A 26,738-nucleotide genomic window follows, 5' to 3' on the forward strand; every position below is an offset into this window, starting at 1 on the left:
GCGAGGGAGCGGCGTCCGGGTCGGGCGGGGCGGTCGGGTTGCGGCGATCGTCAGGCCATCTCGCGCCGAGGCCGGGATCGTTCGGGGACCTCCGTCTCGTCGGGCGGCTCAATGCGGTCGAGATGCCCGAGGCCGTCGTAGCCCGCCCCCAGAACGGTCCCGTAATGGTGCCGGACCACGCCGTGGCATTCGCAGGCGGCGGCCTCGACCCGGTCGCGATCCCGGATCGTGATCCGGCCGCGACCGACCTCGATGAGCCCCTGCTGCTGCAGGGTGCGCAGGACGCGGGTGAGGTAGGTGCGCTGAACGCCGAGCATCGCGGCGAGCAATTCTTGAGTGACGGGCAGGCTCTCGCTGCCGGTCCGGTCCCGGAGCGTCATCAACCAGCGCAGGCAGCGCGCCTCGATGGGGTGGAGGGCGTTGCAGGCCACCGATTGCAGAACCTGGGCCAGGAGGCAGTCGCCATAGCGCGCGAACAGGTTGCGCAGGCTCTCCGAACGCCGCTTGGCCTCTTGGAAGCGCAGGGCATCCATCCGCAGGATCGGCCCGCCGATCTGCACCACCGCATGCGTCGAGGCGGGGAGGTAGCCCTGGCTCACCACGCCGCCGACGGCGCCCTCGCGGCCGATGGTGGCGGTCTCGGCGCTGCGCCCGTCCTGCATCGCGACGATGAGGGTGACCACGGTCTGCTCGCACGGAAACGCGATGGCGGTGACGTCGGAGCCAGCCGTGAACAGGGCCTCGCCCCGCCCGTGGGTGGCCCCTTCGAGGTGGGGCGCCAGCAGGGCGCGATCCTCGGTCTTCAAGGCTCCCAGGAGCAGATTGCCCTGAAAGAGCGGGTCGGCGGGCGAGGGCATGGCGGACGCTGCGTTCACGGTCTGTCTTGCCGCCCCTATCGCAGGATCCAGCCGAATGTCTGTCTATTAGTAGACAGAGCGCCCCCGATTTTGTCGATTCGATGAAGGGCGACGATGATTCCCGTGTTTTGCTTCGGAAAACATGCCATCGCCCGGCAAGCGTCACAATCCGATTTTCGTCCGCAAACACACCGCTGACGAATCACGTTTTCGAACAGAAGCGTTCGGTCGAACCGGGCCTGTTCGGTACGACCGAACGCATCGAACAGGTCCGGAGGGCGTCGCTTCAGGCCTGACCGGCCTCGTCACCCTCACCGAGGCAGTCGAGGGCCCGCTCCACGGACGCCACGGCGTCGAGGAGGTTGCGGATGGTGCCCTCGACCTCGCGCCGGGGGCGATCCATGGCCGCCGCACGGGCGCCCACGGCCTGGAGATGCTCGAGGACCGCGAAGAGGTCGTCGGCGACGGCCACTACGTTGGTCACCGCCTGAACGGGCGGGGCGGAGCGGCGACGGAAGGGAATGACGTTGCTCATGCCCCGATGTGTCGCGTGGATAGTGGCCGGATGCCAAGCGTCGTGGGCGGCATTCCCCCCCGATGGCCGGGGTTGTCCGTCCCCCAATGCGTGGCGTGGTGAGCATTTCCGTGGCGTCGCCACCCGACTCTAGGGGGCGGCGGCGACGGTTCGTTATCCTTGTCCCGCGCCCGATCCCGGCTCGGAAGTATCGGGGGCCGCAGTTTCGGCGCTTGACGCGGAGCGCGCGGCGGGCCCACCTCCGCCGAACTCAAAGTCAGGACAGACCGATGCGCCTTCGCCCCCTCGCCCTTTCGAGCCTTCTCCTCGCCACCCTGTGCGCCTGCAACAGCGCCGAGGGACCGAACGCCCGCAGCGGCTTCGCCGAGACCTTCGACACGAGCAACTATCGCCGCTCGTCGGACACCAACGGCACCCAGACCCGCCGCGACGTGAACCGCCTCTATACCCAGCCCTCGATCCCCTCGATCTCCAGCCGCGGCAACTGAGCCCGAGCGGGTCCCGGCTTCGGCCGGGACCCGCGACCGATTCTCAAGCGTCCGCCGTTTCCAGCTCCTCGACCCCTTCATCCGCATCGGACGGCGTCGGAAGGGTCACGGGCATCAGGAAGGCGGTGTGCACATGCCCGTCGATGAGGGCGTCGTGGTTGAGATCGACCCGCGCCCAGTCCCGATGAACGCCGTCGAGGGCCAGCACCGTCAGCTCCGTACCGGCCTCCACCGTCCGAAAATGGGGGAAGTCCAGGCCCGGCCCACCCCGCAGGCGCAGGCCGTCGCGGGCGGCGACGACGAAGCGGCCGATGGGCTCGGCCGCAGGAACCGCTTGCGGGCGTGCGGACCCCGCCGGGTTGGCCCATCCCTTCTCGGCCGCCTTCCGCAGCCATTTCGGCGCATTGGCCGATTTCCCGCCCGCGCCCCAGACCAACCGGGTGTGATCGCTCGGCGAGGTCCCGAAACCGACATGGAGGGTTCGGGGGCCCATGTAATCGACACCCGCCCCGATCCCGTTGGCACCGAGGGCGGCGGCGGCCGTCACGAACGCCTCGACGATGGGCAGATCGTCGGCATCGGTGAAGTGTAGGGCGCGCCGCCCGTCGATCAGCAGCTGAAGATCGGCGGCCCATCCCTCGTCGTGGCGAGTCGAGCCGGTGCGCTTGCCGCCCGATCCCTTCGCCGCCTGACCGCCGGAGGTGACCCGCACCAGGGCGATGCCCGCCCGATCGGCCGCCCGTTCCAGCAGCCGCTTCAGCTCCGCCCTGATGGGCAGATCCCGGATCTTGTCTATCGTGTCTTCGCGCACCGTCGCCATGATTCTCAGCCTCCCGATCCTAGGGAATCATCGCGGACGGGAAGCCAAAAATCAACTTGAGGTTAATTTCAGTTGCGGGCGAGGGCGTCCGCGAAGGCTGTCATGCGGTTGCGGGCGTAGGTCGGCAGGCCGGCGCTGATCGAGGTGCCGGTGTTGAACGACGAGTTGCCCATGAGCACCTGGGCCGGCAGCAGGTTCTTCAGCACCGGCACCCGGGCGTATTCCTGCTTGCGGTCGAGGACGTCGGCCTTGATGGCCAGCGCCATGTAGGTGGTGACCACGGTCTTTCCCGAGTCTCCCGGCATTGGCTGGAACACCGCGAGGAACTTGCCGAAGCGCAGGATCTGGTTGACCCAGAAGATCGTCTGTTCGAGGCCGCCCGTCACCGGCGCGTCGATCTTCGTCAGGGTGGCGAGGGCGGCGGCCTCCGTGGGGGGAAGGGTGCGCAATTCGCTCTGGAACGAGACGAACTCGGCGATCTTCTTCGCGGCGCCGTCCTCGAGCTTGTTGGCGAGCTTCACGCCGAGCGGCAGCTTGCCCTCGAGGTCGTAGCGCGACTCGATGCAGACGGTGCCGGCCTCGCACCAGGGCCGGTCGGGGCGCCGGGCGAAGGCGGCGGCTGGGTCCTTGGTCGGGGTCACGTCGGCGGGGTTCAGGGTCTTGTGCTTGATGACCGGGTCCATCTTCGCCACGAAGCCGAGGGTGGCGTAAGACGCGAGATCGATGGATTCGGCCGGCTTCGGCACGATGAACCGGCCTTGCGCCACGTAGACCTTCAGGGTCTCGTGCCGGCGCTTCGTCACGCCGTTGAGCGTCTGCATGTAGTCGGGCTCGGCGTAGCCGGGGTAGGGGGCGAGGGCCGCCTGCTCGGCCGGGCGGACCCGGCCCCAGTCGAGGTAGGGCACGAGTCCGTTCTCGGGCTTGGCCGGATCGTCGCGGTGATCCGTGAACAGGACGGTGCCGGGTTTCAGGCTCGCGAGGGGCACGGCCTCGATGGACGGCACGTCCTTGATCCGCTCCGAGGCCGCGGGCTGCTGCTTCATGCCCTCCTGGGCATGCACGGGCCCGACGAGGGCGAGGAGGGCGGCGAGGCGAAGGAGCGGAGTGAAGGGTATCGGCACGGCGAAGCCTTTGGTCGAGGGGGCGGGCACCGCCCCTGGACGGGGCGGGTCCGCGCGAAACCGGGATCGGGGGCGGGTCAGTAGCGCGGGTCGTCGCCGAACAGGTAGTCCGGGTCGCGACGGCGCGGGCGGGCATAGGCCTCGTCGTCGCCGAAGGGCGAGCGCTGGGTGCCGGGCCAGAGCGGATCGGGATCGCGCTGGGCCCGGCGGCTCGGAGCACGGGCCCGCGACTCGCCGAACGGATCGAGGAGGTCGCGCTCGGCGCCCCGGCTCGGCAGGGTGCCGTAGAGGTCGCCGGCCACGTCCGCCCCATCCTCGGCGCCGCCGAGGTCACCGTCCTCCGCATCGGGGCGCCGGGCGACCCGGGTCTCCCGCGGCAGGAGCTTGTACTGGGTGTCGGCCACCTGCCCGTTGGCGAGGCGGAAGTGCTCCATGAAGCCGCCGCCCGAGACCCGCTCGCCGCTGCGGGCGTCGATGGGCAGATCGGTGAGGTAGGGGCGTGCTTCGGCCGAGGGCGGGGCGAGGGGGGTGCGCGGCACGCCATTGGCCCAGGCCGCCTGGAGGATCGTGCCGGCGATGGGTACGGCGAGGTGGCCGCCGGTCTGGCCGCGCCCGAGGGTCTTGCGGGTGCCGTCGGCGTTGTCGTAGCCGACCCAGACCACGATGGTGATCTCGTTGGTGAAGCCAGCGAACCAGGCGTCGTTCTCGTTCTCCGAAGTGCCGGTCTTGCCCGCGATGGAGCCGGAGAACCGGGAGAGCGCCGCCGCCGTGCCGTGCTGGGTCACGCCCTGCAGCATGGTCTTCAACTGGTAGAACGCCACCCGGTCGGCCGAGCCGATACGCACGGGCGGGCGAGCCGTGTGGGTGTAGAGATTCTTGCCGTCGCGCTCCACCGATTCGAGGGCGTAGGGCGCGGGCCGGGCACCCTCGTTGGCGATGGCCGCGTAGAAGGCGGCGAGATCCACCATGCGGACGGGCTGGGCCCCCAGCACGAACGGATAGTAGCGCTCGCACCCGGCGTAGAGCTGGGCTTCGAGGGCGAGGTCGCAGACCTTCTGCAGGCTGGCCGGCGCCTTGTCGGCGATCCCGCCCTGGAGCAGGCGGGCGGTGACGAGGTTCTTCGAGAATTCGAGGCCGCGCCGCAGGGTCGTGGCTCCGGACCCGCCGCCGTCGTAGTTCTTCGGCGACCACGAATCGCCGACCCCGCCGATGGGCGGCAGGGTCACGGCGGCATCCATCACCAGGGTGTTGGGCTGCAAACCGGCGTTGAGGGCCGCGAGATAGGTCACGGGCTTCAGGGTCGAACCCGGCTGGCGCACGGTCTGGGTCACCCGGTTGAGCTGGCTCAACGGGTAGGAGAAGCCGCCCGCCATGGCGAGGATGCGCCCCGTGCGGTTCTCCAGCACCAGGGCCGCGCCCTGCACCGAGGGCCGCACGCGCAAGTCGGCGCGCGGGGTCCTGGCCGAGGGATCGCGCAGCTTCACCCGCACCACGTCGTAGATGGCGAGGCGGCCCCGGGCCGGACCGGGCTCCAGGCTGATCGTGCGGCCATCGGCGAGCCCCGCCTTGGCGGTGCCGCCGCGACCGGGATCGAGCACCACGGCGAGGGGCCAGTGCACGTCGTAGAGGACCGGGCGAGCGTTCTCCAACGCCCGCTGCCAGGTCGGCTTGGGACCCGCCGGCTTGGACGGCGTCCCCTTGGCGGCCACCTTGGCGGCTTCCCGCGCCGCCTTGCGCTCGGCCTTCGTGGTCGGCGGTTTCGCCTCGGCGGGTTTCCCGGCGTCGCCCGTGAGGAGCGGCGCAGCGGCGGCCGAGGCTTCGAGAGCGGGGGTGGCCGCGTCGAGCTTGCGCACGGCGTCGGCGAGGTTAAGTTCCGGACCGGCATAGTGCTGGCGCCCGGTGGCGCGCTCGTAGCTGGCCAACCCGTCCTGAAGCGCCGTCTCGGTGGCGGTCTGGAGGCCGGCGTTGATGGTGGAGCGCACGGTGTGCGAGGCCGAGGTCAGGGAGTCTATTCCCGCGAAGGTGCGGGCCTCGCGGGTGAGGTGATCGACGAAGTAGAACCCGGAATCGCGCCGCGCCGTCTCGATGGGGCTGAGTCCCAAGGGCGCGTTGGCGGCCTGCGTCAGTTGGGCCTCGGTAATGACGCCCTCTTCCTTCATCCGCGCAAGCACGTAGGCGCGCCGCTCCTTGGCCCGGTCGGGATACCGGTCGGGGCTGTAGAAATTCGGCCCCTTGGGCATGCCGGCGAGGAGCGCCGCCTCCGGCACGGTGAGTTGGCCGACCGATTTGCCGAAATAGCTGCGCGCGGCCATCTCGATGCCGTAGGCGCCGCGCCCGAGATAGATGCCGTTGAGGTAGAGTTCGAGGATCTGCGGCTTGGCGAGGATGTGCTCCAGGCGGGAGGCCACGATCATCTCGCGGATCTTGCGCTCGTAGGTGACATCGTCCCCCACCGACAGGTTCTTCACCACCTGCTGGGTGATGGTCGAGCCGCCGGCCGGGCGGCCGGGGGCGGCGAGGTTGCCGATGAAGGCGCGGATCACGCCGCGCTCGTCGATGCCGTGATGGGTCTCGAAGCGCTTGTCTTCCGCCGCCACGAACGCCTTCTGCACCATCGTCGGAACGTCCGCGATGGGCACGCTGAGGCGCCGCCCGTTGGCCTCGAACGCCTCGGCGTAGCGCTTACCCGCCCCGTCGAGGATGAGGCTGGCGCCCGGGAGCTTGCGCTCCTTCAGGGCTTCGGCCGAGGGCAGGTCGAGAACGGCCTTGTTGTAGAAGGCGATGACCTCGCCGGCATCGAAGGGAGAATTGACCGGGTCCTCGCCCTTGCAGAACTGACGGTAGCTGACGGCGAGTTCGCCGATGTCGAGGCCGTGCAGGAGCTTCGGAGCGCTCGCCCCCGCGATGGCGGTGGGGTCCTCCATGGCCGTGGAGATGAGTTCGTCGAGGTTGATGTCCTCGATGTCGAAGGCCTTGCGCATGTGGGCGCAGCCGTCGCGCAGGATCTGCACCACTTGGAGCCTGTCGGCCACGGGATCGAACTGCGTCTTCACCGCATCCGGCCGCGTCGTCACCTGACTGAGGGTCAAGGCCGTCGCGAACAGCTTGATCAGGATGATGTTCATGAAAGCCGTAAAGACAGCGGTTCTTCGGGCACGCGATCGGCGCGCGGGGAAGCCTCAGAATGCGCCGCACAACGCGGCTGATTTAAGGTGACGCTTGTCCGCCGCCGCCGAAGGCCCGGAAGCACCCGCTACTTGTTGCGCCCAAGCAGCACCAGCCAGCCGATCCCGATCACGCACACCATCGCCCCCACCGTGACGAAGGCCGGGGTGCCGAGATCCATGAAGCGCGGCGCCAACTGCGTCGCGAAGGCCGCGACGATGAGGGCGACGGCGATGCGGGCGGCGGCCCGCTCGATGCCACGGGTGAGCTTCTCGATACCCTTGAGTTCGATCTCGACGGTGACGCGCCCCTGCTTCAGGCGCACCAGCATGAGGTGGATGAGGGTCGGCAGTTCGGAGGCCGCCCCGAACAGGCCGGCGCCCACGGCCTCGACCTTGCGGGTGAGGCCCTTGATGGAGAATTGCGCGGCGAGCTTGCGCTTCACCGTGGGGCCGGCGGCCGAGAACAGGTCGAAGTTCGGGTCGAGCTGGCGCATCACCCCGTCGGCCGTCACCAGCCCCTTGAACAGGATCGCGAGGTCGGTGGGCATGGCGAGGTCGTTCTCGCGGGCCATGGTCATGAAGTCCGTGAGCAGCGCCCCGAAATCCAGCGTCGCGCCGGTGTGGCGGGCGATGAAGGCCTGGGACGAGGCTTCGAGCTTGGTCAGATCCGGATTGCTCGATCCGGTCCAGTCGAGGAGCACGGCCATGAGCCCGTCAGCATCCTCCTTCAGCATGGCGCCGATGAGCATCAGGAGCTGGTTGCGGCGGCGCTCGGACAGGCGGCCGATAATGCCGAAATCGATGAAGCCGATCCGGTCGTCGGCCATGATCAGCATGTTGCCCGGATGCGGATCGGCGTGGAAAACGCCCTCGATCAGGGCCATCTGCAGGAAGGCGTCGGTGCCCTTCTGGGCGAGGCGCACCTTGTCGATCCCCGCGGCATCGAGGCGGGCGTGGTCGTTGGGCGGGATGCCGTGGATGAATTCCTGCACGAGGACGCGCTCGGAGGTCCATTCCCAGTGGATCTTCGGCACCACGATGTCGTCGCGGTCGGAAAAGATCGCCGCGATGGTCTCGCAGTTGCGGGCCTCGTTGATGAGATCGAGCTCGCCGTAGAGGCCGCTCGCCAGGTGCCGCATCTGTTCCTGCGGCTGATAGCGGCCGAATTCCGGCCACTCGGCGACGACGATCCGGGTGGCGTGCCCCAGCAACCGCAGATCGGCCTCGATGATCTTGCGCAGGCCGGGACGCAGGACCTTGACCACCACCTCCTCGCCCGAATGCAGGCGCGCCCGGTAGACCTGGGCGATGGAGGCGGCGGCCAGCGGCACCGTGTCGAACTCGGCGAAGACCTCGTCGGGGGGCGCGCCGAGATCCTCCTCGAGCTGGGGCCGGATGCGCTCCCACGGGATCGGCGAGACCTGGCTGTGCAGCTTCTCGAGTTCCTCCGTCCATTCTGGCGTGAGGAGATCGGGCCGGCTCGCCAGGATCTGCCCGAGCTTGACGAAGGTCGGGCCCAGGGCCTCGATGGCTCGGCGCACCCGCTGGGGCTGCGACAGGCGGGTGATGTCGACCCGGGGCGTGCGCCGCTTGGCGAGGCGCGCCACCTGGGCGATGCCGAGGCGCTCGACCACCTTGGTGACCCCGTACCCGATGAGCACGGCGGCGATCTCGCCGAGGCGTTGCCGGTCGCGCGCGGCGACGAAGGCGGTTTTCAGCATGTGCGCGTGAGACCCGGCTGGGGGGAGGAGAGGTAGGCTTGGCGCCCCGACAACGAAACCGGACGCAGTTGGGTTCGGCTAGCCCCGGGGCGAGGCCGAAGTTTGGCGGCGACGGCCCCCGCGACGGATTCGCCCCGCAGGCCGTCTCGCGCTAGACACGACGCTTCCCGCGCCCTCGGGGCGCATGTGCGAGAGAAGCGATGTCAGGCACGCCCCGCGCCGGTATCATTCCGGTGACGCCCTTCCAGCAGAATTGCACCCTGATCTGGTCCGACGAGACCAAGGTCGGCGCCGTGGTCGATCCCGGCGGCGACCTCGACCGGATCGAGGCGGCGATCCAGGCGCAGGGCCTCACCATCGAGAAGATTCTCCTCACCCATGGGCATATCGACCATGCGGGCGGGGCGGACGAACTCCGGCAACGCCTCGGCGTCCCCATCGAGGGCCCGCACGAGGCCGACCGCTACCTCCTCGACAGCCTGCCCGAGACCGGCGCCAATTACGGCCTCGACGGCGCCCGCGCGGTGACGCCGGACCGCTGGCTCGTGGAGGGCGACGCCGTGACGGTGGGAGACCTCACCTTCGATATCCTGCACGCACCGGGGCATTCGCCCGGCAGCGTGGTGTTCGTGAGCCGGGACGCGCGCTTCGCCCTCGTGGGCGACGTGGTGTTCAAGGGCTCGGTCGGCCGCACCGACCTGCCGGGGGGCAACCACGACCAGCTCATCCGCGCCATCAAGGAGAAGGTGCTGCCGCTCGGCGACGACGTCGCCTTCATCCCCGGCCACGGCCCGACGAGCACGCTCGGCGAGGAGCGCCTGAGCAATCCGTTCCTGCAGGATTGATCGTTTCCCAAACGCCTCACGCCACCCGTGGACGGGGGCCGCCCGGCACCCGTCCCGGCCCGAGAAAGCAATGCATTCTCAAGGCAAAGCGCCTATATCGAGTGCACGCCCACCGCAGGCGTGCCCATGGCTGACGCCAGGGCACGAAGGATCCCGTGACGACCCGCCTGCCCGAGGAACCTGATGTCCGACTCGCCCCATCGCTCCGACGCCTCCCACAACCTCGCCGCCGACGCCTACGGCGCGGAATCCATCCGGGTCCTCAAGGGCCTCGACGCCGTGCGCAAGCGGCCCGGCATGTATATCGGCAACACCGATGACGGCTCCGGCCTGCACCACATGGTCTACGAGGTAGTGGACAACGCCATCGACGAGGCGCTCGCGGGCCACGCGGACCTCGTGACGGTGACCCTCAACCCCGATGGTTCGGTCACGGTTTCGGACAACGGGCGCGGCATCCCGACGGACATCCACAAGGAAGAGGGCATCTCGGCGGCCGAGGTCATCATGACCCAGCTGCATGCCGGGGGGAAGTTCGATCAGAATTCCTACAAGGTCTCCGGCGGCCTGCACGGTGTGGGCGTCTCCGTGGTCAATGCCCTGTCGCAATGGCTGCGCCTGCGCATCTGGCGGAACGGCAAGGAGCACGCCATGGAGTTCCGCCACGGCGAGTCCGTGGCGCCCCTCGCCGTGGTGGGCGACGGCAACGGCCAGCGCGGCACCGAGGTGACCTTCCTCGCCGCCACCGAAACCTTCACCAGCATCGAGTTCGATTACGCCACCCTGGAGAAGCGCCTGCGCGAGCTCGCCTTCCTCAATTCGGGCGTGCGCATCGTGCTCACCGACGCGCGCCATGCCGAGCACAAGCGCGAGGAGCTGTATTACGAGGGCGGCGTCGAAGCCTTCGTGCGCTACCTCGACCGCTCGCGCAAACCCATCGACGGGATGGCCAAACCCATCATGGTGCGCTCCGAGCGCGACGGCATCCGCGTCGAGGTGGCGTTCTGGTGGAACGACTCGTTCAACGAGACCGTGCTGCCGTTCACCAACAACATCCCGCAGCGCGAGGGCGGCACCCACCTGGCGGGCTTCCGCGCGGCGCTGACCCGTCAGGTCACCGGCTACGCCGAATCCTCCGGCATCGCCAAGCGCGAGAAGGTGACGCTCACGGGCGAGGATTGCCGCGAGGGCCTCACCGCCGTGATCTCCGTGCAGGTGCCCGAACCGAGCTTCTCGTCGCAGACGAAGGACAAGCTCGTCACGGCGGCCGTGCGCCCGGCCGTGGAGAACGTCCTCAACGAGGGCCTGTCGAACTGGCTCGAGGAGAATCCGGCCCAGGCGAAATCCGTCGTCGGCAAGGTGATTCTCGCCGCCTCCGCCCGCGAGGCGGCGCGCAAGGCCCGCGAGACGGTGACGCGCAAGGGCGTCCTCGACATCGCCTCCCTGCCGGGCAAGTTGGCCGACTGCCAGGAGCGCGACCCGTCGAAATGCGAGCTGCTCCTCGTGGAGGGCGATTCCGCCGGCGGTTCGGCCAAGCAGGGCCGCGACCGGACCTTCCAGGCGGTTCTGCCGCTGCGCGGCAAGATCCTGAACGTCGAGCGGGTGCGCGCCGACCGGATGCTGTCCTCGGACCAGATCGGCACCCTGATCACGGCGCTCGGCGCCGGCATCGGCCGCTCGTCCACGGACCGCGAAGGCTTCAACCCGGAGAAGCTGCGCTACCACCGCATCATCATCATGACGGACGCGGATGTCGACGGCTCGCACATCCGCACCCTGCTCCTGACCTTCTTCTACCGGCAGATGCCGGAGGTGATCGAGCGCGGGCACCTCTACATCGCCCAGCCGCCCCTCTACAAAGCCTCGAAGGGCAAGCGCGAGATCTACCTCAAGGACGAGCGCGCCCTGGAAGATTACCTCATCGACGCGGGCGTCGACGGGGCTGTGCTGCGCCTCGCCTCCGGCACCGAGTTCGGCGGTCAGCAACTGAAGGCCCTCGTGGAGGAGGCGCGCCAGTTCCGCGGCCTGATGCAGACGCTCCACACCCGCTACGACCGCGCCATCGTCGAGCAGGCGATGATCGCCGGGGCGTTCCGGATCAATGTCGACGAGAACGCGGCCGAAGCCGAGGTGCTGGCCGACCGCACGGCCCGGCGCCTCGACCGCATCGCCGACGAGATCGAACGCGGCTGGGAAGGCGCGGTGAGCGAGGGCGGCTACGTCCTGAGCCGCACCTTACGCGGCGTGCGCCAGGTCGCGACCCTGGATGCCGGCCTCCTCGCCTCGCAGGAGGCGACGCGCCTCGCCGACCGGGCCGAGGCCCTGCGCGAGATCTACCACGAGCCCGTGACCTATGCCCGCAAGGGCGACGAGACGACGCTCCACGGCCCCGTCGGCCTGTTCGAGGCGGTGATGGCGTTCGGGCGCAAGGGCCTCCAACTCCAGCGCTACAAGGGCCTCGGCGAGATGACGGCGCAGCAACTTTGGGAGACCACCCTCGACCGCGAGGTGCGCTCGCTCCTCCAGGTGAAGGTGAAGGATACCCAGGACGCCGACGATCTGTTCGTGAAGCTCATGGGCGACGTGGTGGAGCCGCGCCGCGAGTTCATCCAGGACAACGCCCTCAGCGTCGCCAACCTCGACGTGTGATCCGGGAGCCACGCCGGGACGGTCCGGCTCGCCTCGCGGATCTGTCATCGAACCGTTGCCGTTAAGATCCGTTGTCCGCCGGCCCCTGAGGGCCGGAGACACTCCCTCGGCATGCGTTCCCGTTCCCTCCTCGTCGGCGCCCTCGCTGTCCTCGCCGCCGGCGTCGGCGTCGCCGGGTTCGGCCGCTTCAGCTACGCACCGACCCCGGCACGCGACGCCCTCGCGAACCCCGACCGCTATCCGATTCGCACGGCCTACGACGTCCTCGGGCGCCGCATCGGCCACGAGGAGGCGCAGGCTCTGCGCGCCACCGAAGCGGGGCGCCGGACGCTGTCGCCCGAGAACGGCGCCTTCGCCATCGATGCGGCGGTGGTCGCGCGGGGACGCGAGGCCTTTTACACCGAGACCTTCGGCAACGAGGTCTTTCTCACCGACGTCATGGGGATGCTGGACGGTGCCCTGACGCCCTACGAGGTCGCCCGCGCCGTGCTGATGCTGGGCGGTCAGGCGACGAACAACCTCCGGGTCCGGGTCGCCCAGGATGTCCGTATCGGCGACCGGCAATGGCGCAAGGGCGACCTCGTCTCGACGGGCCTCGACGTCGAGAAAGGGGGGCTCGGCATCATAGGCCTGAAGACCTTCTACGACCGGGGGCACCTGCGCCTCGGCATCACCTGCGCCCTCTGCCACGCAGCGGTCGATCCCAAAACCGGCAAGGTGGTGGAGGGCGCCCCGAACACCGACCTCAATGCCGGCCTGCTGCTCGCCCTCTCGGCCAACGCCTCCGCCTACTTCATGCACGGCAGCGTCGATCTCGCCGCCCTCGCCGGCGACCCGTCGCGGACCGTGGCGACGCAAGGGGGCGGCACCGCGGTGCTGCCGGACCGCGACAGGCTGGAAGCGGCGGCCAAGATCGAGGTCGCGAGCTGGCCGCCGGGCAGCTTCGATTCCTCGGCCGACCGGGTGACGAACCCGACCTCGATCCCGTCGAGCTTTTCCGCCTACGGCGAACCCTACAGCTGGAGCGGCCGCGAGGCGGTGGGGCCGTTCCACGGCCTGTCGTCCCTGAACAACAACGTGCATGCTGCCAATTCCGACACGACGCAGCTCGCCGCCGCAGCCCCCTGGCTGTTCGGCCTCGATCCCGACCTCTACCTCGGCATTCTTTTCCAGGGGGCGGTGAATCCGGGCCTGCGCTACGACCCGAAGGGTGGGCGGACCCCGAGCGCGATCCTGGCCGCCTTCGATCCGACCCCCGGCTCGCCCGGCCTCAACCGCTACGCCGTCCTGCCGAGCTTTCCCGCCACGAACTACGTGACCGACAACGGACTGTTCGCCTCCGTGGCGGGCGAGCCCGCGAACTTCGCCAACAACGCCATGTCGGCCTTCCAGAACCTGCTGCGCCCACCGGCCGCTCCGAAGGCGGATGTGGCGACGGGGCGCGCGGTGTTCGAACGGGCCGGGTGCGGCGGCTGCCATGCCGGCCCCGCGCTTACCAACAACCGGATCGTCCCCGTGGCCGAGATCGGCACGGAGCCGACCCGCGCCCGCGCCGGAGCCAAGATGGAAGCGCGCCTCGCGCCCCCGGCGATGTTCGCGACCGACACGCCGTTCCCCCTGCCGGCCGACCCGAAGCTCGTGCCGATCCCCGTGGAAGGCGAAGCCCTGGCCCAACTCCGGCTCGGCTGGGCGCATGCGGGGACGGACGGCGGCTACAAGGTTCCGAACCTCGTCGGCCTCGCTTGGTCGGCGCCCTACCTCCACGACGGCGGCGTCGCGGTGGGAGCCGATCCGGCCGCTCAGCTCGGGGTGCCCGGCACCCTCGACCGCGGCGTCGTGCCCGATCCGCGCAACAGCCTGCGCGCCCTGGTGGACCGAGACCTGCGCGGACGGGTCGTGGCCGCCAATCGCGCCTCGGCCACGGCCCGCACCGCGCGGGTCACCGGCGAGGGACACGCCTACTGGGTCGATCCGGCGGCCGGCTTCTCCCCCGGCGACCAGGAGGCTTTGCTCGCCTACCTGCTCTCCGTCGATGCCCTGACGCAGGACGTGCCGGTGCCGTGAGGGCGAGGAGATGACGATGCGGACGGATGGGACCACCGGGGAGGCGCCGCGCCTGGAGCGCAAGGCGGTCGCCGCCGTCGTGCTCGGCAACGCCCTCGAATTCTACGACTTCACCATCTACGCCTTCTTCGCCAAACCCATCGGCGAGGCGTTCTTCCCGTCGCAGAACGCCACCGACAGCCTGCTCGCCTCCCTGGCGCTGTTCGGCATCGGCTACGTCATGCGCCCCATCGGCGGCATCCTCATCGGGGCCTTCGCGGACCGGGCCGGGCGCAAGCCCGCCATGCTCATCACCATCGCGCTCATGGCCCTCGGCATGATCCTGCTGGCGGCCTGCCCCGGCTATGAGACCCTGGGCGGCTGGGCGCAGGTGATCGTCATCGTCGGGCGCCTGATCCAGGGGCTGGCCCTCGGGGGCGAGGTCGGTCCCTCCACCGCCTACCTGCTGGAGGCGGCCCCGCCGAAGCACCGGGGCTTCGTGGCGAGCTGGCAGATCGCCAGCCAGGGCTGCGCCGCCCTCATCGCCGGCGTGGTCGCCTCCGCCCTGACCTACGCCGTGGGCGACGGCGCCATGGCGGATTGGGGCTGGCGGGTGATGTTCGTCCTCGGCATCGGCGTCGTGCCCGTCGGCCTCATCATCCGCCGCCACCTGCCCGAGACCGCCGGGGAGCGGACCGACCCGGCGGCTGCGGATTCCACGTTCGCGGTGGTCCGGCGCCTCCTGCGCGAGCACGCCCGGTTGCTGCTCCTCACCTTCGTCATCATCGCGGCTTCCACCGTCTCGAACGCGGTGGGCACCAACATGCCGGTCTATGCCCAGGCGACCCTGGGCCTCACCGAGACGGTCTCCACCGCCGTGCCCATCGCCCTCGGCCTCGCCTCCATCGCCTTCCCGCTGCTCGGCGGCTGGCTCGCCGACCGGTTCGGCCGGCGCGCGGTGATGATCTGGCCCCGCGCCCTCATCGTGGTGCTGACCGTGCCGGCCTTCGCGTGGCTCGTGCGCGATCCGACCGGCCCCTCGGTCTATGCCGTGACCTTCCTACTGTCGGCCCTGTCGTCCATCAACGCCGCGGCGATCATCGTGGCGATCCCCGAGGCCCTGCCGCGCGCCGTGCGCAGCGCCGGCCTCTCCATCGTCTACGCGTTCTCGGTGTCGATCTTCGGCGGCAGCACGAACTACGTGGTCAACAAGCTCATCGCCCTGTCGGGCGACAGGCTCGCCCCGGCCTATTACCTCGTCGCCTTCAGCATCGTCGGGACCCTGGCGGCCCTCGCCATGCCGGAGACCCGCGGCAAGGACATGGAGGCGGACCCCGAAGCCGGATGAGGCGGGGCGCCACCCGGGTCGGACTTCGCAGAACACGCGAAAAGGGCGCCCGGCGCGAAGCCGGACGCCCCGATTCAGAACGCGGTCACCTTACCAGCGGTGATGCCAGCCGCCATGGCGGTAGCCGCCATGCCAGCCCCAGGGGCGGGCATAGCCCACGGGGCGGTAACCGCCCCAGCGGTGCCACCGCGGGCCGTACCAGCCGACCCGGCGGTAGCCGTAGACGACGGGGCGCACCACGATGGGCCGGTAAACGACGTTGGGACGGCAATACCCGTAATAGCCGCGATGCCCACCGGGGCCGCAACCGTCACGGGCTTCGGCCGCACCGGCCGTCGCCGCCATCGTACCGAGGGCCAGGACGGCTGCGCCAGCAAGTTTCAGTCGCATTCGCATCTCCTCTGTTGCGATGGCGGTGAAACACCGATCTCGCGCGGAGGGTTGCAGACAATCGCGCCCGAAATTGTAACGGTTTGTAACAAAATCGGGAGTGGCGAGCCAAGCTCTGCAGATCAACCGGAGATCAGACCCGAACCGTCACTTTCCTTGGACAGACATGCCAAGCCGTCGAGCCTATCGGCTGTGCTCGTGCCGAAGGCATCGTCCGTCGAAGCGGAGGCATCCCGGCGCACGATGCGCTCCGGCCAAACGGCGATGAATCCGACGCATCGCAGTTCGCCGATCCCGGCCGGGGATCGGGATCAGCGGGGCCGGGCCTCACGAGCCGGCCGGATTCGGCGCAGGCGGCGCCAGCCCAGCACGATCCCCGTGAGGGCGATGCCGGCCCCGAGGAGGTTCAGGCTCCACATGAGAACGTCCCAGACCGGTCGGTGGCGGGTGAGGATGGCGAAGTCGAAGCGGTGGGGCGCGGCGAACAGCCAGCGGTCGATCCGGCCGCTGCGGTCGAGGCGGGCCAGGAGTTCCCCCGTCTCCGGATCGAGATACGCCCAGGTCGCCGCCGGATCGTCGAACCGGACCCGGAGCACCGGCAGCCTCCGGGTGTCGTGATGCGGGTACCAGTAGGCGTCGTAGGCCGTCAGGGTCTCCATGGCGGCGGCGGATCCGGGCAGCAGGCGCTCCGCCGCCGCCCGCAGGGCCTCGGGTGTCACGGGCGGTGCGACCCGGCGCCGCCCTCCTGCATCGGCGCCGACGACATGGACCTGCCCGCCGAGGCCGAGGAACCGCACCTCGACGGTGGCGGGCGTCGCGACGGCGCGCAGGGTGTCGAGGCCGGGCAGGGGTGCGTCTCCCGCGAGGGCCGCCGCCAAGGCCGGCGTCGGCGCCGAGCCCGTGAACCAGTGGTTCGGGTTCATGGACAGCCAGCCGCTCGCCACGAAGGTGAGGAGAGTCAAGCCCCCGACGACGCCGAACAGGTGATGCCAGCGCCCCATGCCCCGATAGGGCGTCACCCCCGAGGCGTAGGGGCGGCGCAGGCGCAGGCGCCAGACGCCGAGAACGAGGCCGCTCACCGCCCCCGCCATGGCGACCCCGGAAACCCACAGCACCACGTCGCGCCACAGTGCGGCCCGGGCGCGGAGCGGCGTGAGGTAGATCCAGTGGGGGATCGAGCCGAGCCAGTTCCACGCGCGGGCAAAGCGCGTGGTCTCGAGGGCGACGGCGCCAGTCAGGGCCGAGACGTAGCGTTCGGTGCCGGCGGCATCGTCGAGGGCGACGACGTGGAAGGGGCGCAGGGCATCGTAGCGCGCCGTCACCGTCCACTGGTCGCGGAACACCGGAGTGACGGTGGGGTGGGGACCGGCATCGCCCCGTGCCCGCGCCAGGGCCAGGGCCTCGTCACGCGATATCGGGCCGAGCACCGCACCGGTCTCGGCGGAGACGACCCGGCGCTCGCCCGTGCCGAGGGTCACTTGATAAACCGGCGCGTCGCCCCGCAGACTCAGCGATAGACTCGGCGGCAGGTGCGACAGGCTGAGGGACCGGAGCGCGGCGTCGGGACCGAGCCGCACCCGCTCCCAGGCGATGGGAGACAGGCCGGCGAGGCGCGCCGCCTCCGTGAGGTTCGGGAAGGGCACGTACATCATCACGAGGCCCGACAGGACCCAGGTGGCGAAGAACAGACCCGTGGCGATGCCGAGCCAGCGGTGGCCGAGGATCAACCACCGCTTCAGGGATTTCAGGACACGACGCATGCGCTTCTAGAAACGGACGCTGTAGGCGACCTCGAACGAGCGCGGCCGGCCGAGCAGCCAGTTGGTGCCGACCCCGTTCACGGCATTGCCGCTGATGGCGTAGACCGTGTCGGCGAGGTTGTAGGCGCGTAGCGACAGGCGCGAGGCCGGATCGACCTGATAGTCGAGTCCGGCATTCAGCAGGGTGTAGTCGGGCCGTCGCGCCGTGTTGCCGAAATCGCTGAAGGTCTCACCGACATATTGCACGCCGAGGCGGGCCTCCCAGGCGGGCGCGAAGGCCCAGTTCACCCAGAGATTGGCGATGCGCTCGGGCACGTCGATGGGCTGGCGCCCGGCATAGGACACCACCGTGCCGGCCACGGCCTGATTGAAGTCGTCGTACTGGGCATGGAGCAGGGCGACGTTGGCGTCGATCCGCCAGGCGTCGAACAGATGCAGGGAGACGGCGGCCTCGACGCCCAGCGACGATTGCCGCCCGACCTGCGTCGAGACGGTGGGCTGGCCCGGCACGATGGAGACGAGGTTGTCCTTGACGATGCGGTAGCCGGCGAGCGTCCACTCGGCCAGCCCCCCGAAGGCGAGGCCCTTGGCGCCGACCTCCACCTGCTCGCCCGTGGAGAGGTCGAAGTTCGCCAAGCTCTGCGACAGGGTGATGAGGCTGCCCACCGGATCGGTGGCGGTGGCGTATTGCGCGTAGAGCGACAGGTCCGGCGTCGGGGCGTAGACGGCGCCGAAGCGGTAGCTGAGCGCCTGGAAATCCCGGTCGAAGGTGGCGCCGGTGACGAGGTTGCGCCGGTTGAGGGTCGGGGCGTCGAAGCGCACGCCCGTCAGCAGCGAGAGCTGATCCGACAGGATCAGGCGGTTCTCGGCGAAGACTGAGGCCTGGTTGGTGGAGGTCGCGTAGGCCGGGGAGGCACGGCCGTTCTTCGGGAACAGGCCCGGATCGTAGGCGAACGGATCGACGCTCGTGACGAGGCCGCCCCCTTCCGTGGAGAAGTTGTTGGTGTGCCGGAAGGCGATGTGGTTCACGTCGAACCCGGCCACGAACGCGTTGCGGAAGCCGAAGACGCTGCCCCGGAACGTGGCGTCGAAGCGGTTCCCGACCTGCTCCTGCTGGTGGTAGATCTCGATGTAGTCCGAGCGGTCGATGCGTCCCGTGGAGCGGTTGAAGGCGTATTGCTCGACATCGAGCCATTGACGCCGGCTCTGGAGGCGGTAGGCCGTATTTCGCACGGTGATGTCGGCGCTCGGGCTCCACTCGGTCTTGAGCTGGGTCCAATTGTCCGTCCAGAAAATCTTGGCGTCGCGTACGTTGTAGTTGTTGAACCGGATGGATTCGAGGATCCGGTCGTTGACCAGCGGCGTCCCCCAGTAGCGGGCCGGCTCCTGGTAGCCGAGATCATGGCTCAGGGTGAAGGCGAGGTCGGGCGCCGCCTGCAGAGTCAGGGCGCCGGAGACCGCGAGATTGCGAAAATCACCCTCGGGCTGCATCCAGCCGCTGGAGCGGTTGCCGCTGATGTTGAAGCGATAGGCCAGCGCCTCGCCGATGGGGCCGCCGGAATCGAGGGCGAGGCGGGCGAGGCCGTCCGACCCCACGGCGGCACGGGCCTCGTTGAGGGGCGTGAAGACCGGCTTCTTCGTCACCACGTTGATGACGCCGCCGATGGCGCCGTCGCCGTAGAGCACGGAGGCCGGGCCGCGCAGAACCTCGATACGCTCGACGTTCCAAGTGTCGAACGGGAAGGTGACCGTGCCGGCGCCGACATAGAGGCGGGTGCCGTCGTAGAGCTGCTGGATCGAGTTCGGCCCGGCAAAGCCCCGTGCCGTGAAGGCGCCGTTGCCGTTGCCGGGCGCGGCGATGGTGGTGATGCCCGTGGCGTTCTGGGTCACGGCCTCCGCGACGGTGTTCTGGCCACGCAGACGCGTCGTCTCGCCCGCGATCACGTCGACGCTGGCGGGCGTCTCCAGGGGGGTGAGGCCGAGGCGGCTGGCCCCGCGATCCACCGTACGCAGGTTGAGGCCGACGGGGGCGACGCCGGAGCCGGCCACCGACAGGGTGTCGAGGGTAACGGCGGCATCCTGCGCCTGAGCCGAAGGGGGCGCCAGGACCAGGACGATATCGGCCAGAAGGAGCCCGGCACCCAGGGTGGCGCGGCCGGAACGGGTGGAGTTCGAACGGGAAGACATGGTGATGGGAGACGATCCAAAGGCGTACGTCGTTCACGCCGACGCGTCCACGTCCCGTATAATGAATGTTATAACATAACAATCATAGGCTTCCGCTCCAACCCATGCCTCTCCGAACGCACGAACGCGACCGTCGCTGGGGAGCGGCGTGTAGGTTCGAGCAATGGATGCTTGGGGCGAGGACGCGGGCGGGCTCATGCGGAAACGGCGGACGCGCCCGACGGGCACGGTGTGGCACGTCACCGCGAACAGGGTCGATCGGCCCGCGACACGCGAACGCTTCGACACTCATCAGGACACCCCGCCCGATGCGTTTCGCGTGTGACCACGGCTGACGGCAGGTCTCCTGGCTCGCGGGTCACCGCCCTCTCATCGTCTTCCCAACCCCTCGAAAGGCGCCAGTGACGTGTTGATGATGGGCTCGCCGCTCACAGTTGCGGGGGCAGCCGCGGCTTTGAGCTCTCGCCCTCTCCGCGTTCCCTTTTGATCCTCCGGGGAGGAACCGTCGCGTCGAGGCTACGCTCACGCTTCGCCCGCCGTCAACCGATGGACGTGGCGGAACGTTCGAAGCGGGCGTGTGGCGGTATCGCCGCAACACCGATCCCGGCGACGATCATTGTCGACACCGCTTGACCTAGAATTGGAATTATTCCAATTAAGAGCAGCACTGACCTCGGGCTTGCCCGAGCGCCCCTGGAGAGACCCCATGACCACCAACACCGCCGCCTGCGCCAGCTGCCGCTTCTTCGACGATCACAAGCTCAACGGCGCCGCCGCCGCTGGCGACGAGGGCTTGTGCCGCTTCAACCCGCCCGTGAGCCAACCCGAGCCGCAATCCCCCGGCCTGTGGCCGGTGGTGGCCTCGAAGGATTGGTGCGGCCAGTTCACCACGGCCATGACCGCCGCCGAATAGGCGCCGCCCAGCCGGTGGATTCGAAGAGCCGGTGCGCGAGCGCCGGCTTTTTGCGTTATGGGCCGCCGCGCCGTTCACGGCCGGCACCGGTTTCCGGCAACCGGTCATGATCCGGTCACCTTCGCATCCGATGGCGAGGCATCACGCACGGGGCGACGATCCCATGCGACCCAGCGACGATCTTCGGAACGCCTCCGGCGGGACGGCGCGGCGCCGGCAGTTCGAGTGACTTGAGGATGCCTGAGACATGATCGACCGTTCGACCGTTGCCGCGCTCGCGGGCCTCGCCCTGGCCGCGCTGCCCGGCCTCGCCCTGGCGGCGGCGCCCAACGACGCGACCGGCACCTACCTCACCGAGGATGGCCGCGCGCGCATCCGCGTCGAGAAGTGCGGACCGCAGAACACCAACCTGTGCGGCTACGTCGTCTGGCTGAAGGTGCCGCTCAACGACAAAGGCCAGCCCCGCGTCGACTTCAAGAACCCCGATCCGAAGAAGCAGGCGCGTCCGTCCCTCGGGCACCAGCTCATCATGGGCCTGAAGCCGAATGCCGAGGCCCGCTATGCCGGCAAGATCTACAATGCCGACGAGGGCAAGTTCTACGACGTGACCATGTGGAGCGAGCAGCCGGGCGAATTGTCCGTGCGCGGCTGCATGCTCGGGTTCCTGTGCGGCTCGCAGACCTGGAACAAGGTCACCGACGTGGTTCCGGGCCAGCTCACGGCCGCGACGAACCAGCCCGGCGGCCCGCGCTCCGACGCCGAGTGGCAGCCGAAGCCGGCCGCCGCCAAGCCGGCCGGCGGCAAGACGACGGCCGACAAGGCGACGGGCGACAGGGCGGCGCCGCCGCCCAGCGCCGCGCCCGCCGAGGAATAGGGCTCCCGAAAGCCCCGATCTGCGACACCATTCAGGCCGGTTTCGCCCCGCGAAGCCGGCCTTTCGCCGTCCTGCGAACGCCGTTCCATCGCTTCGCTCGACGTCGCCCGAGCGCCGCGCGACCTTGCCGATCCGATCAATCCACCAGGGCGGCGTAGGTCAGCACCCGCAATTCGCGGCGGATCGGCAGGGCCGAGGACGGGATGAGCTGGGCGAGCAGCACCACGGCGAGATCCTCGGCCGGATCGACCCAGAAGGCCGTGCTGGCGAGCCCGCCCCAGGCGGCTTCGCCTGGCGTGCCGACGATCTGGGCGCGGGCCGGATCGAGCATCACCGAGACGCCGAGGCCGAAGCCGATGCCCGTATAGGCGCTTTCGGAGAAGCGCGGCTGGCCCATGGCCGCGAGATCCCCGTCGAGGTGGTTCGTCAGCATGAGGTCGACGGTCTTGCGCCCGAGGAGCCGCACGCCGTCGAGGGCGCCGCGCCCGAGGAGGAAGCGACAGAAGCGCATGTAATCCCCCGCCGTCGAGACGAGGCCGCCGCCGCCCGAGGGAACCACGGGGGGCGAGGCGAACCGGCTGCCGACGCAATCATCGTAGAGCTTCAGGCTGCGCTCGCGAAACAGGCTGTAATTGGCCGCGAACCGCGCGATCTTGTCGGGCGGCACGTAGAAATCTGTATCGACCATGCCGAGCGGCGCCAGGATGCGCGCGCGCATGAAGTCGGCGAAATCTTGCCCCGAGACCACCGCCACGAGGTGCCCGAGGACGTCGGTGGCGACGCTGTAGTTCCACTCGGCCCCCGGCTGGGCCAGGAGGGGCTGGCGGGCGAGGCGCCCCACGACGGTGGCGAGGCTGTCGGTCTGGGCCTCGCCGAAATCGACGCCGTTCTGGCGGTAGAGGGCGTCCACCAGGGTCGCCTCCATGAAGCCGTAGGTCAGGCCCGCCGTATGGGTGAGGAGATCGCGGATGGTGATGGGGCGCCGGGCCGGCTCGCTCTCGAACTTCACCCGATTGCCGCCCGTGAGCACCCGCAGGTCGGAGAATTCGGGCAGGAAACGGGTGATGGGGTCGTCGAGCTGGAAGCGCCCCTCCTCGTAGAGCATCAGCACCGCGACGGAGGTCAGGGGCTTCGTCATCGAGTAGATGCGCGCGATGGTGTCGGGGGCGAACGGCGTCTTGCGGGCGATGTCGGCGAGGCCGTGGCTGCGAAAATACGCGGTCTTGCCGGCGCGGGAGAGCATGACCGACAGGCCGGCGAGGCGGCCGTCCTCGACGAGGCGCTCCATCCACCCGTCGATGCGCCCGAGGCGGTCCGGGCACAATCCCACCGCCCGCGGCTCGATGTCGATGTCGCCCTGCATGCCCGAAGCTCCGTCGCCCGACTCTACGCCGGGGTGTAGCGACACCGGACGGGGACGCAACCGCCCCTACCAACCCATCGACCCGGGGCCGCCCTTGAACGGGCCGACGATGCGGTGCGTGATCCAGCCGCCGTAGAAGCCGCCGGGCTGGGGCGTGGCGCGTTCCTCGCCGACGAAGCAGGCCTCCATCGGTCCCGCGTAGAAGGCGACGTATTCGGCGATGGCCCGGAAGGCCGGCGTCGGATCGGGATAGGCCCAGGCAGCCCCCTCGGCCCGGCCGTTCCCCACCGTGACATCGTACAGGACGGCCCGGCCCTTCCATTCGCAGAGACCCGCCCGGCGCGGGGGGCCGAGCACCTCCGCGGCCACGTCGGAGCGTGGAAAATAATAGGTCGGCGGATGGCTGGTTTCGAGCACCCGCCAGCCCGCCACGGTGTCGGCGATGGTTCGGCCGGCGAACACCACGCGCAGACGCTGGGCGACGCGCTCGAGGCGCGGCGGGCGCGGATAATCCCAGACGCTCTCCTGGTCGGGTCCGGGCGGGATCGGGGTCGGCCACATGCGGGTCGTGCCTCCTGGGCTGAGATCTCGGGACACGGTCGAGATAGGGCGTCCCTGGCGTCGAGCCCCGTTTTCCCCTGGCGCGCGTCATGCTAGCGCAGGCCGATCCTGCCCTGCGGCCGCCTCAGGCGAGGCCCGCGACCGCGCCCGACGCGGCCCGACGGGGCGGCCCCATCCCACGGAGGGACACCGAGCGTGACCGAACCGACGGACTTCGCCCTCTACCTCGACTTCGACGGCACCCTGGTGGAGATCGCACCCCGGCCCGATCAGGTCCGGGTCGATCCGGCCCTCCCCGGTGCCCTGGAGCGCCTGCGCGCCCGCCTCGGCGGGGCGCTCGCCATCGTCACCGGCCGCCCCATCGGGGTGATCGACGACTTCCTCGCGCCCGCGCGGTTCGACATCGCCGGCCTGCACGGGGTCGAGCGGCGGGTCGACGGCGCGGTGAGCGGCGGCGGGCCTGAGAACCATCCGGAGCTCCGCGCCCGCATCCCCGGCCTGACCGCGGCGGTGGCCGGCCTCGACGCCGTTCTCATCGAGGACAAGGGTGCGTCGGTGGCCGTGCATTGGCGCCTCGCCACCCCGGCCGATGCCCTCCGGGCCGAGGAGGCCGTGAAGGCCACGGCCGCCGCCCTCGGGGACGCCTACCGGCTCCAGCTGGGCAAGGCGGTGGGCGAGATCGTGCCGGCCTCGGCCACCAAGGGCCATGCCATCCGGGCCTTCGCGCAGGCCGCGCCCTATGCCGGCCGCCGGGCGATCTTCCTCGGCGACGACCTCACCGACGAGAAGGCCTTCGCCGTCGTCAACGAAACCGGCGGGGTGAGCGTCCGCATCGGCGGGGCCGAGACCATCGCCACCCGGCGCCTCATCGACCCCGAGGACGTGCGCCGGCTCCTCTACGCCTGGGCCGACGGCGCGCCCATCGACCCCGGCGCCCTTCCGGCGGCCTGATCCATATCGCCGCCCGCTCTCCGAAAAGCCCGCTCACAGAGGAATGACGCGTCGATGTTCGAATTCCCCGTCCTCGTCGGCGATATCGGCGGCACCAATGCCCGCTTCGCCCTGGTGCCCGAGGCGGGCGGGCGCGCCAGCGTCCTCGCCCATGTGGAGACCGCCGCTCATCCCGATCCCAGCGCGGCGATCCGGGCGGCCTTGCGCCAGGGCGGCGGGGCGGCGCCGCGCTCGGCGATCCTGGCCGTGGCCGCCCGGGTCGACGGACCGGCCGTGCAACTCACCAATGCCGATTGGGTGATCGAAGGCGCGCGGATCGGCCGGGATTTCGGCCTGTCGCGGGCCGTGATCGTCAACGACTACGTGCCCGTGGCGGCGGGCGCCGCCGCCATCACCCCCGACGAACTCACCCCCATCGGCCCGCACCGCAAGGGCGGCAAGGCCGGTGATCAGGGCGCCCGTCTCGTCCTCGGCCCCGGCACCGGCTTCGGCGCGGCGGCCCTGCTGCCCGTGGGCGACCGCCTCGCCATCGTGTCGACGGAGAGCGGTCACGTCGATTTCGGCCCGAGCGACGCCGAGGAGCACGCCCTCTGGCCGCATCTCGAGCGCATCGAGGGACGGATCACCGTCGAAGCCCTGCTGTCCGGCCCCGGCCTGTGCCGCCTCCATGCGGGCCTGCGCCGCCTGCGCACGGGGGAGGCGGTTCCGAAGCTCGATCCCGCCACCGTCACCGAACGCGGACTCGCCGGCACCGACCCGGACGCCGTCGCCGCCCTGGCGCTCTTCGCCAAGCTCCTCGGCCGGGTCTGCGGCGACCTCGCCCTGACCTTCCTCGCCACGGGTGGCGTCTATATCGGCGGCGGCATCGCGCCTCGGATCGTCGACGTGCTGCACCGGGGGGCTTTTCGCGCCGCCTTCGAGCACAAGCCGCCCTTCGTGGCGCAGATGGAGGCGATTCCCACCAGCGTCATCACCACCCAGGATCCGGCCCTGTCGGGCCTCGCCGCCCTGGCGAGCCGGCCGGAGGTGTTCGTGTATCACGGGCAGGTCTGGGCCGGGGACTGACCTCCGGATGCACCTGCATCACCCGATCCTGGTGCCGGATCTCGTCGAGGCCTGGATCCTCGATCGCCTCCCCGTGGCCGCCACGGGGGACGGGGACCGCCCGAGCCTGCGCTTCTTCCGGGATCGCGCCGAGGCCGCAGCCATCGCCCAGGCCATGCAGGACCGTTGGGACGATGGCGCGGCGCTGCCGTTCGGAGGCGGGGAGGTCCGCCAGGGTGCCGTCCTGACCTTCGCGCGGGCGACCCTCGGTTCGGCGACCCGCCTCGTCTCGGTGCGTCAGGTCTGGGACGATCTGGCCGAGGACGAAGTCGAGTTGCGGGCGCGCACGGACCTCCTGCGCTGCCGCGAGCACATCGCCACCATCCACCTCGGCGACGAGGAGATTGACTTCTGGGCCGCCTATTACCGCGCCGGCCATCCCGACGACGACGGGACCGGACGCTGGACCCGGGCCGTCCTCGACACCCTCGACGCGCTGTACAGCGATCCGAGGCGGATCCCCGGCGACCTCCTGCCTCCGATCCACGCCCCATAGGGAGCCGGGCCGGCGCGGATCCCCGGGATCGGCCCGGCTCAGACGAACTCCATTCGATTTCTTCGGAATGGCGGCGTTCCGCTATCCGCAAGCGCCGCGCGGATTGGCCGATCCAGCGACCGCTTCCCTTGAGCGGACACCGGATCGAAGCCCCTTTCGCTGCAGCGCAAAAAGCCCCGTCTTATCGATGGAACCAAACAGCCGGACGCGCGTTAGAAGCATCGCCCGAGACTTCAATTATAAACACAACGTAAATATCCCCCCTTTCCACCGGCCGACCGATCTCATCTTGGTGTGGCCGAAATACACTAGAGGCGAGGGGCCATGGGTTGCTAAGTCCAGATCACACCGCACCGAGAGTGCGCCACACGTTCTCTGGCAGTCGCCCCCATGTTCAAGTCGCTCTTCCTCGCCAGCACGGCCACGGCCCTCCTCGTCGGCGCCGCTTCGGCCGCCGATCTGCCGCGCCGCGCCGCCCCGCCGCCGGTGTTCGTGCCGGTGCCGGTGTTCACCTGGACGGGCTTCTACGCCGGTTTCAACGCCGG

At 69.9% G+C, this 26,738-nt stretch carries 21 protein-coding genes and 1 riboswitch; of the genes, 10 read left to right on the forward strand and 11 right to left on the reverse strand.

The features are described 5' to 3' along the window. Positions 1-50: 50 nt before the first annotated feature. Positions 51-857: a Crp/Fnr family transcriptional regulator gene (locus BM249_RS16805; RefSeq protein WP_091974175.1), complete on the reverse strand. Its 807-nt coding sequence runs from the start codon at positions 855-857 to the stop codon at positions 51-53. 286 nt (positions 858-1,143) lie between these two features. Continuing rightward, positions 1,144-1,392 carry a hypothetical protein gene (locus BM249_RS16810; RefSeq protein WP_091974177.1) on the reverse strand — a complete coding sequence of 83 codons (249 nt, stop codon included), beginning with the start codon at positions 1,390-1,392 and terminating at the stop codon, positions 1,144-1,146. 269 nt (positions 1,393-1,661) lie between these two features. Here BM249_RS16810 and BM249_RS16815 point away from each other — a divergent pair, with 269 nt between their 5' ends. After that, a complete protein-coding gene (locus BM249_RS16815) occupies positions 1,662-1,880 on the forward strand; it encodes a hypothetical protein (RefSeq protein ID WP_091974179.1) in 219 nt (72 codons plus the stop codon). 43 nt (positions 1,881-1,923) lie between these two features. Here the strand turns inward: BM249_RS16815 and BM249_RS16820 are convergent, their stop codons facing one another. From BM249_RS16820 to BM249_RS16835, 4 genes are all read right to left on the reverse strand, one after another. Continuing rightward, complete coding sequence (locus BM249_RS16820) at positions 1,924-2,700, reverse strand: SH3 domain-containing protein (protein WP_244528831.1); 777 nt, start codon at positions 2,698-2,700, stop codon at positions 1,924-1,926. A 68-nt stretch (positions 2,701-2,768) separates the two neighbouring features. After that, entirely contained in the window at positions 2,769-3,743 is a 975-nt protein-coding gene (locus tag BM249_RS16825; RefSeq protein ID WP_244528834.1) for a hypothetical protein, read from the reverse strand. A 155-nt stretch (positions 3,744-3,898) separates the two neighbouring features. Further along, positions 3,899-6,946, reverse strand: coding sequence for a penicillin-binding protein 1A (locus BM249_RS16830; protein WP_091974181.1), 3,048 nt, complete (start codon positions 6,944-6,946; stop codon positions 3,899-3,901). A gap of 128 nt (positions 6,947-7,074) precedes the next feature. Continuing rightward, positions 7,075-8,709: an ABC1 kinase family protein gene (locus tag BM249_RS16835; protein ID WP_091974183.1), complete on the reverse strand. Its 1,635-nt coding sequence runs from the start codon at positions 8,707-8,709 to the stop codon at positions 7,075-7,077. A gap of 200 nt (positions 8,710-8,909) precedes the next feature. On the opposite strand from BM249_RS16835, the gene BM249_RS16840 reads away from it, so the two are divergent. The 4 genes from BM249_RS16840 (at position 8,910) to BM249_RS16855 (ending at position 15,594) form a co-directional block, all read left to right on the forward strand. Further along, positions 8,910-9,554 carry an MBL fold metallo-hydrolase gene (locus BM249_RS16840; RefSeq protein ID WP_091974185.1) on the forward strand — a complete coding sequence of 215 codons (645 nt, stop codon included), beginning with the start codon at positions 8,910-8,912 and terminating at the stop codon, positions 9,552-9,554. Positions 9,555-9,737: 183 nt separating this feature from the next. After that, the gene (gyrB, locus tag BM249_RS16845) at positions 9,738-12,203 is read left to right on the forward strand and encodes a DNA topoisomerase (ATP-hydrolyzing) subunit B (protein ID WP_091974188.1); all 2,466 of its coding nucleotides are present in this window, start codon (positions 9,738-9,740) and stop codon (positions 12,201-12,203) included. A gap of 111 nt (positions 12,204-12,314) precedes the next feature. After that, positions 12,315-14,267, forward strand: a complete 1,953-nt coding sequence (locus BM249_RS16850; RefSeq protein WP_091974190.1) for a cytochrome C oxidase Cbb3 — start codon at positions 12,315-12,317, stop codon at positions 14,265-14,267. 16 nt (positions 14,268-14,283) lie between these two features. Further along, positions 14,284-15,594, forward strand: a complete 1,311-nt coding sequence (locus tag BM249_RS16855) for an MFS transporter (RefSeq protein ID WP_091974192.1) — start codon at positions 14,284-14,286, stop codon at positions 15,592-15,594. Between the two features lie 90 nt (positions 15,595-15,684). Here BM249_RS16855 and BM249_RS16860 read toward each other — a convergent pair whose 3' ends face one another. The 3 genes from BM249_RS16860 to BM249_RS16870 form a co-directional block, all read right to left on the reverse strand. After that, the gene (locus BM249_RS16860) at positions 15,685-15,984 is read right to left on the reverse strand and encodes a GCG_CRPN prefix-to-repeats domain-containing protein (protein WP_177232442.1); all 300 of its coding nucleotides are present in this window, start codon (positions 15,982-15,984) and stop codon (positions 15,685-15,687) included. A 311-nt stretch (positions 15,985-16,295) separates the two neighbouring features. Next, a complete protein-coding gene (locus tag BM249_RS16865; RefSeq protein WP_091974194.1) occupies positions 16,296-17,744 on the reverse strand; it encodes a peptidase in 1,449 nt (482 codons plus the stop codon). A gap of 6 nt (positions 17,745-17,750) precedes the next feature. Further along, complete coding sequence (locus BM249_RS16870; RefSeq protein ID WP_091974196.1) at positions 17,751-19,931, reverse strand: TonB-dependent receptor; 2,181 nt, start codon at positions 19,929-19,931, stop codon at positions 17,751-17,753. Between the two features lie 319 nt (positions 19,932-20,250). Then, positions 20,251-20,451: riboswitch (cobalamin riboswitch) on the reverse strand. 186 nt (positions 20,452-20,637) lie between these two features. Here BM249_RS16870 and BM249_RS16875 point away from each other — a divergent pair. Both BM249_RS16875 and BM249_RS16880 read left to right on the forward strand, forming a co-directional pair. After that, positions 20,638-20,844 (forward strand): hypothetical protein, encoded by a 207-nt coding sequence (locus BM249_RS16875; protein WP_091974199.1) that lies wholly within the window; start codon positions 20,638-20,640, stop codon positions 20,842-20,844. Positions 20,845-21,091: 247 nt separating this feature from the next. Further along, the gene (locus BM249_RS16880; protein ID WP_091974201.1) at positions 21,092-21,718 is read left to right on the forward strand and encodes a DUF2147 domain-containing protein; all 627 of its coding nucleotides are present in this window, start codon (positions 21,092-21,094) and stop codon (positions 21,716-21,718) included. Positions 21,719-21,854: 136 nt separating this feature from the next. On the opposite strand, the gene BM249_RS16885 is transcribed toward BM249_RS16880, so the two are convergent. Further along, a complete protein-coding gene (locus tag BM249_RS16885) occupies positions 21,855-23,081 on the reverse strand; it encodes a serine hydrolase domain-containing protein (protein WP_091974203.1) in 1,227 nt (408 codons plus the stop codon). 66 nt (positions 23,082-23,147) lie between these two features. Continuing rightward, positions 23,148-23,642 (reverse strand): DUF427 domain-containing protein, encoded by a 495-nt coding sequence (locus tag BM249_RS16890; protein WP_091974205.1) that lies wholly within the window; start codon positions 23,640-23,642, stop codon positions 23,148-23,150. Positions 23,643-23,837: 195 nt separating this feature from the next. Here BM249_RS16890 and otsB point away from each other — a divergent pair, with 195 nt between their 5' ends. The 3 genes from otsB to BM249_RS16905 are packed head-to-tail and all read left to right on the forward strand — an operon-like array spanning position 23,838 to position 26,193. Then, positions 23,838-24,593, forward strand: a complete 756-nt coding sequence (gene otsB, locus BM249_RS16895) for a trehalose-phosphatase (protein WP_091974207.1) — start codon at positions 23,838-23,840, stop codon at positions 24,591-24,593. 54 nt (positions 24,594-24,647) lie between these two features. Next, the gene (locus BM249_RS16900; RefSeq protein WP_091974209.1) at positions 24,648-25,658 is read left to right on the forward strand and encodes a glucokinase; all 1,011 of its coding nucleotides are present in this window, start codon (positions 24,648-24,650) and stop codon (positions 25,656-25,658) included. 7 nt (positions 25,659-25,665) lie between these two features. Beyond that, the gene (locus BM249_RS16905; protein WP_091974211.1) at positions 25,666-26,193 is read left to right on the forward strand and encodes a hypothetical protein; all 528 of its coding nucleotides are present in this window, start codon (positions 25,666-25,668) and stop codon (positions 26,191-26,193) included. The last annotated feature ends 545 nt before the right edge of the window (positions 26,194-26,738 follow it).

The sequence above is a fragment of the Methylobacterium gossipiicola genome, assembly GCF_900113485.1.
Lineage (GTDB): Bacteria > Pseudomonadota > Alphaproteobacteria > Rhizobiales > Beijerinckiaceae > Methylobacterium > Methylobacterium gossipiicola.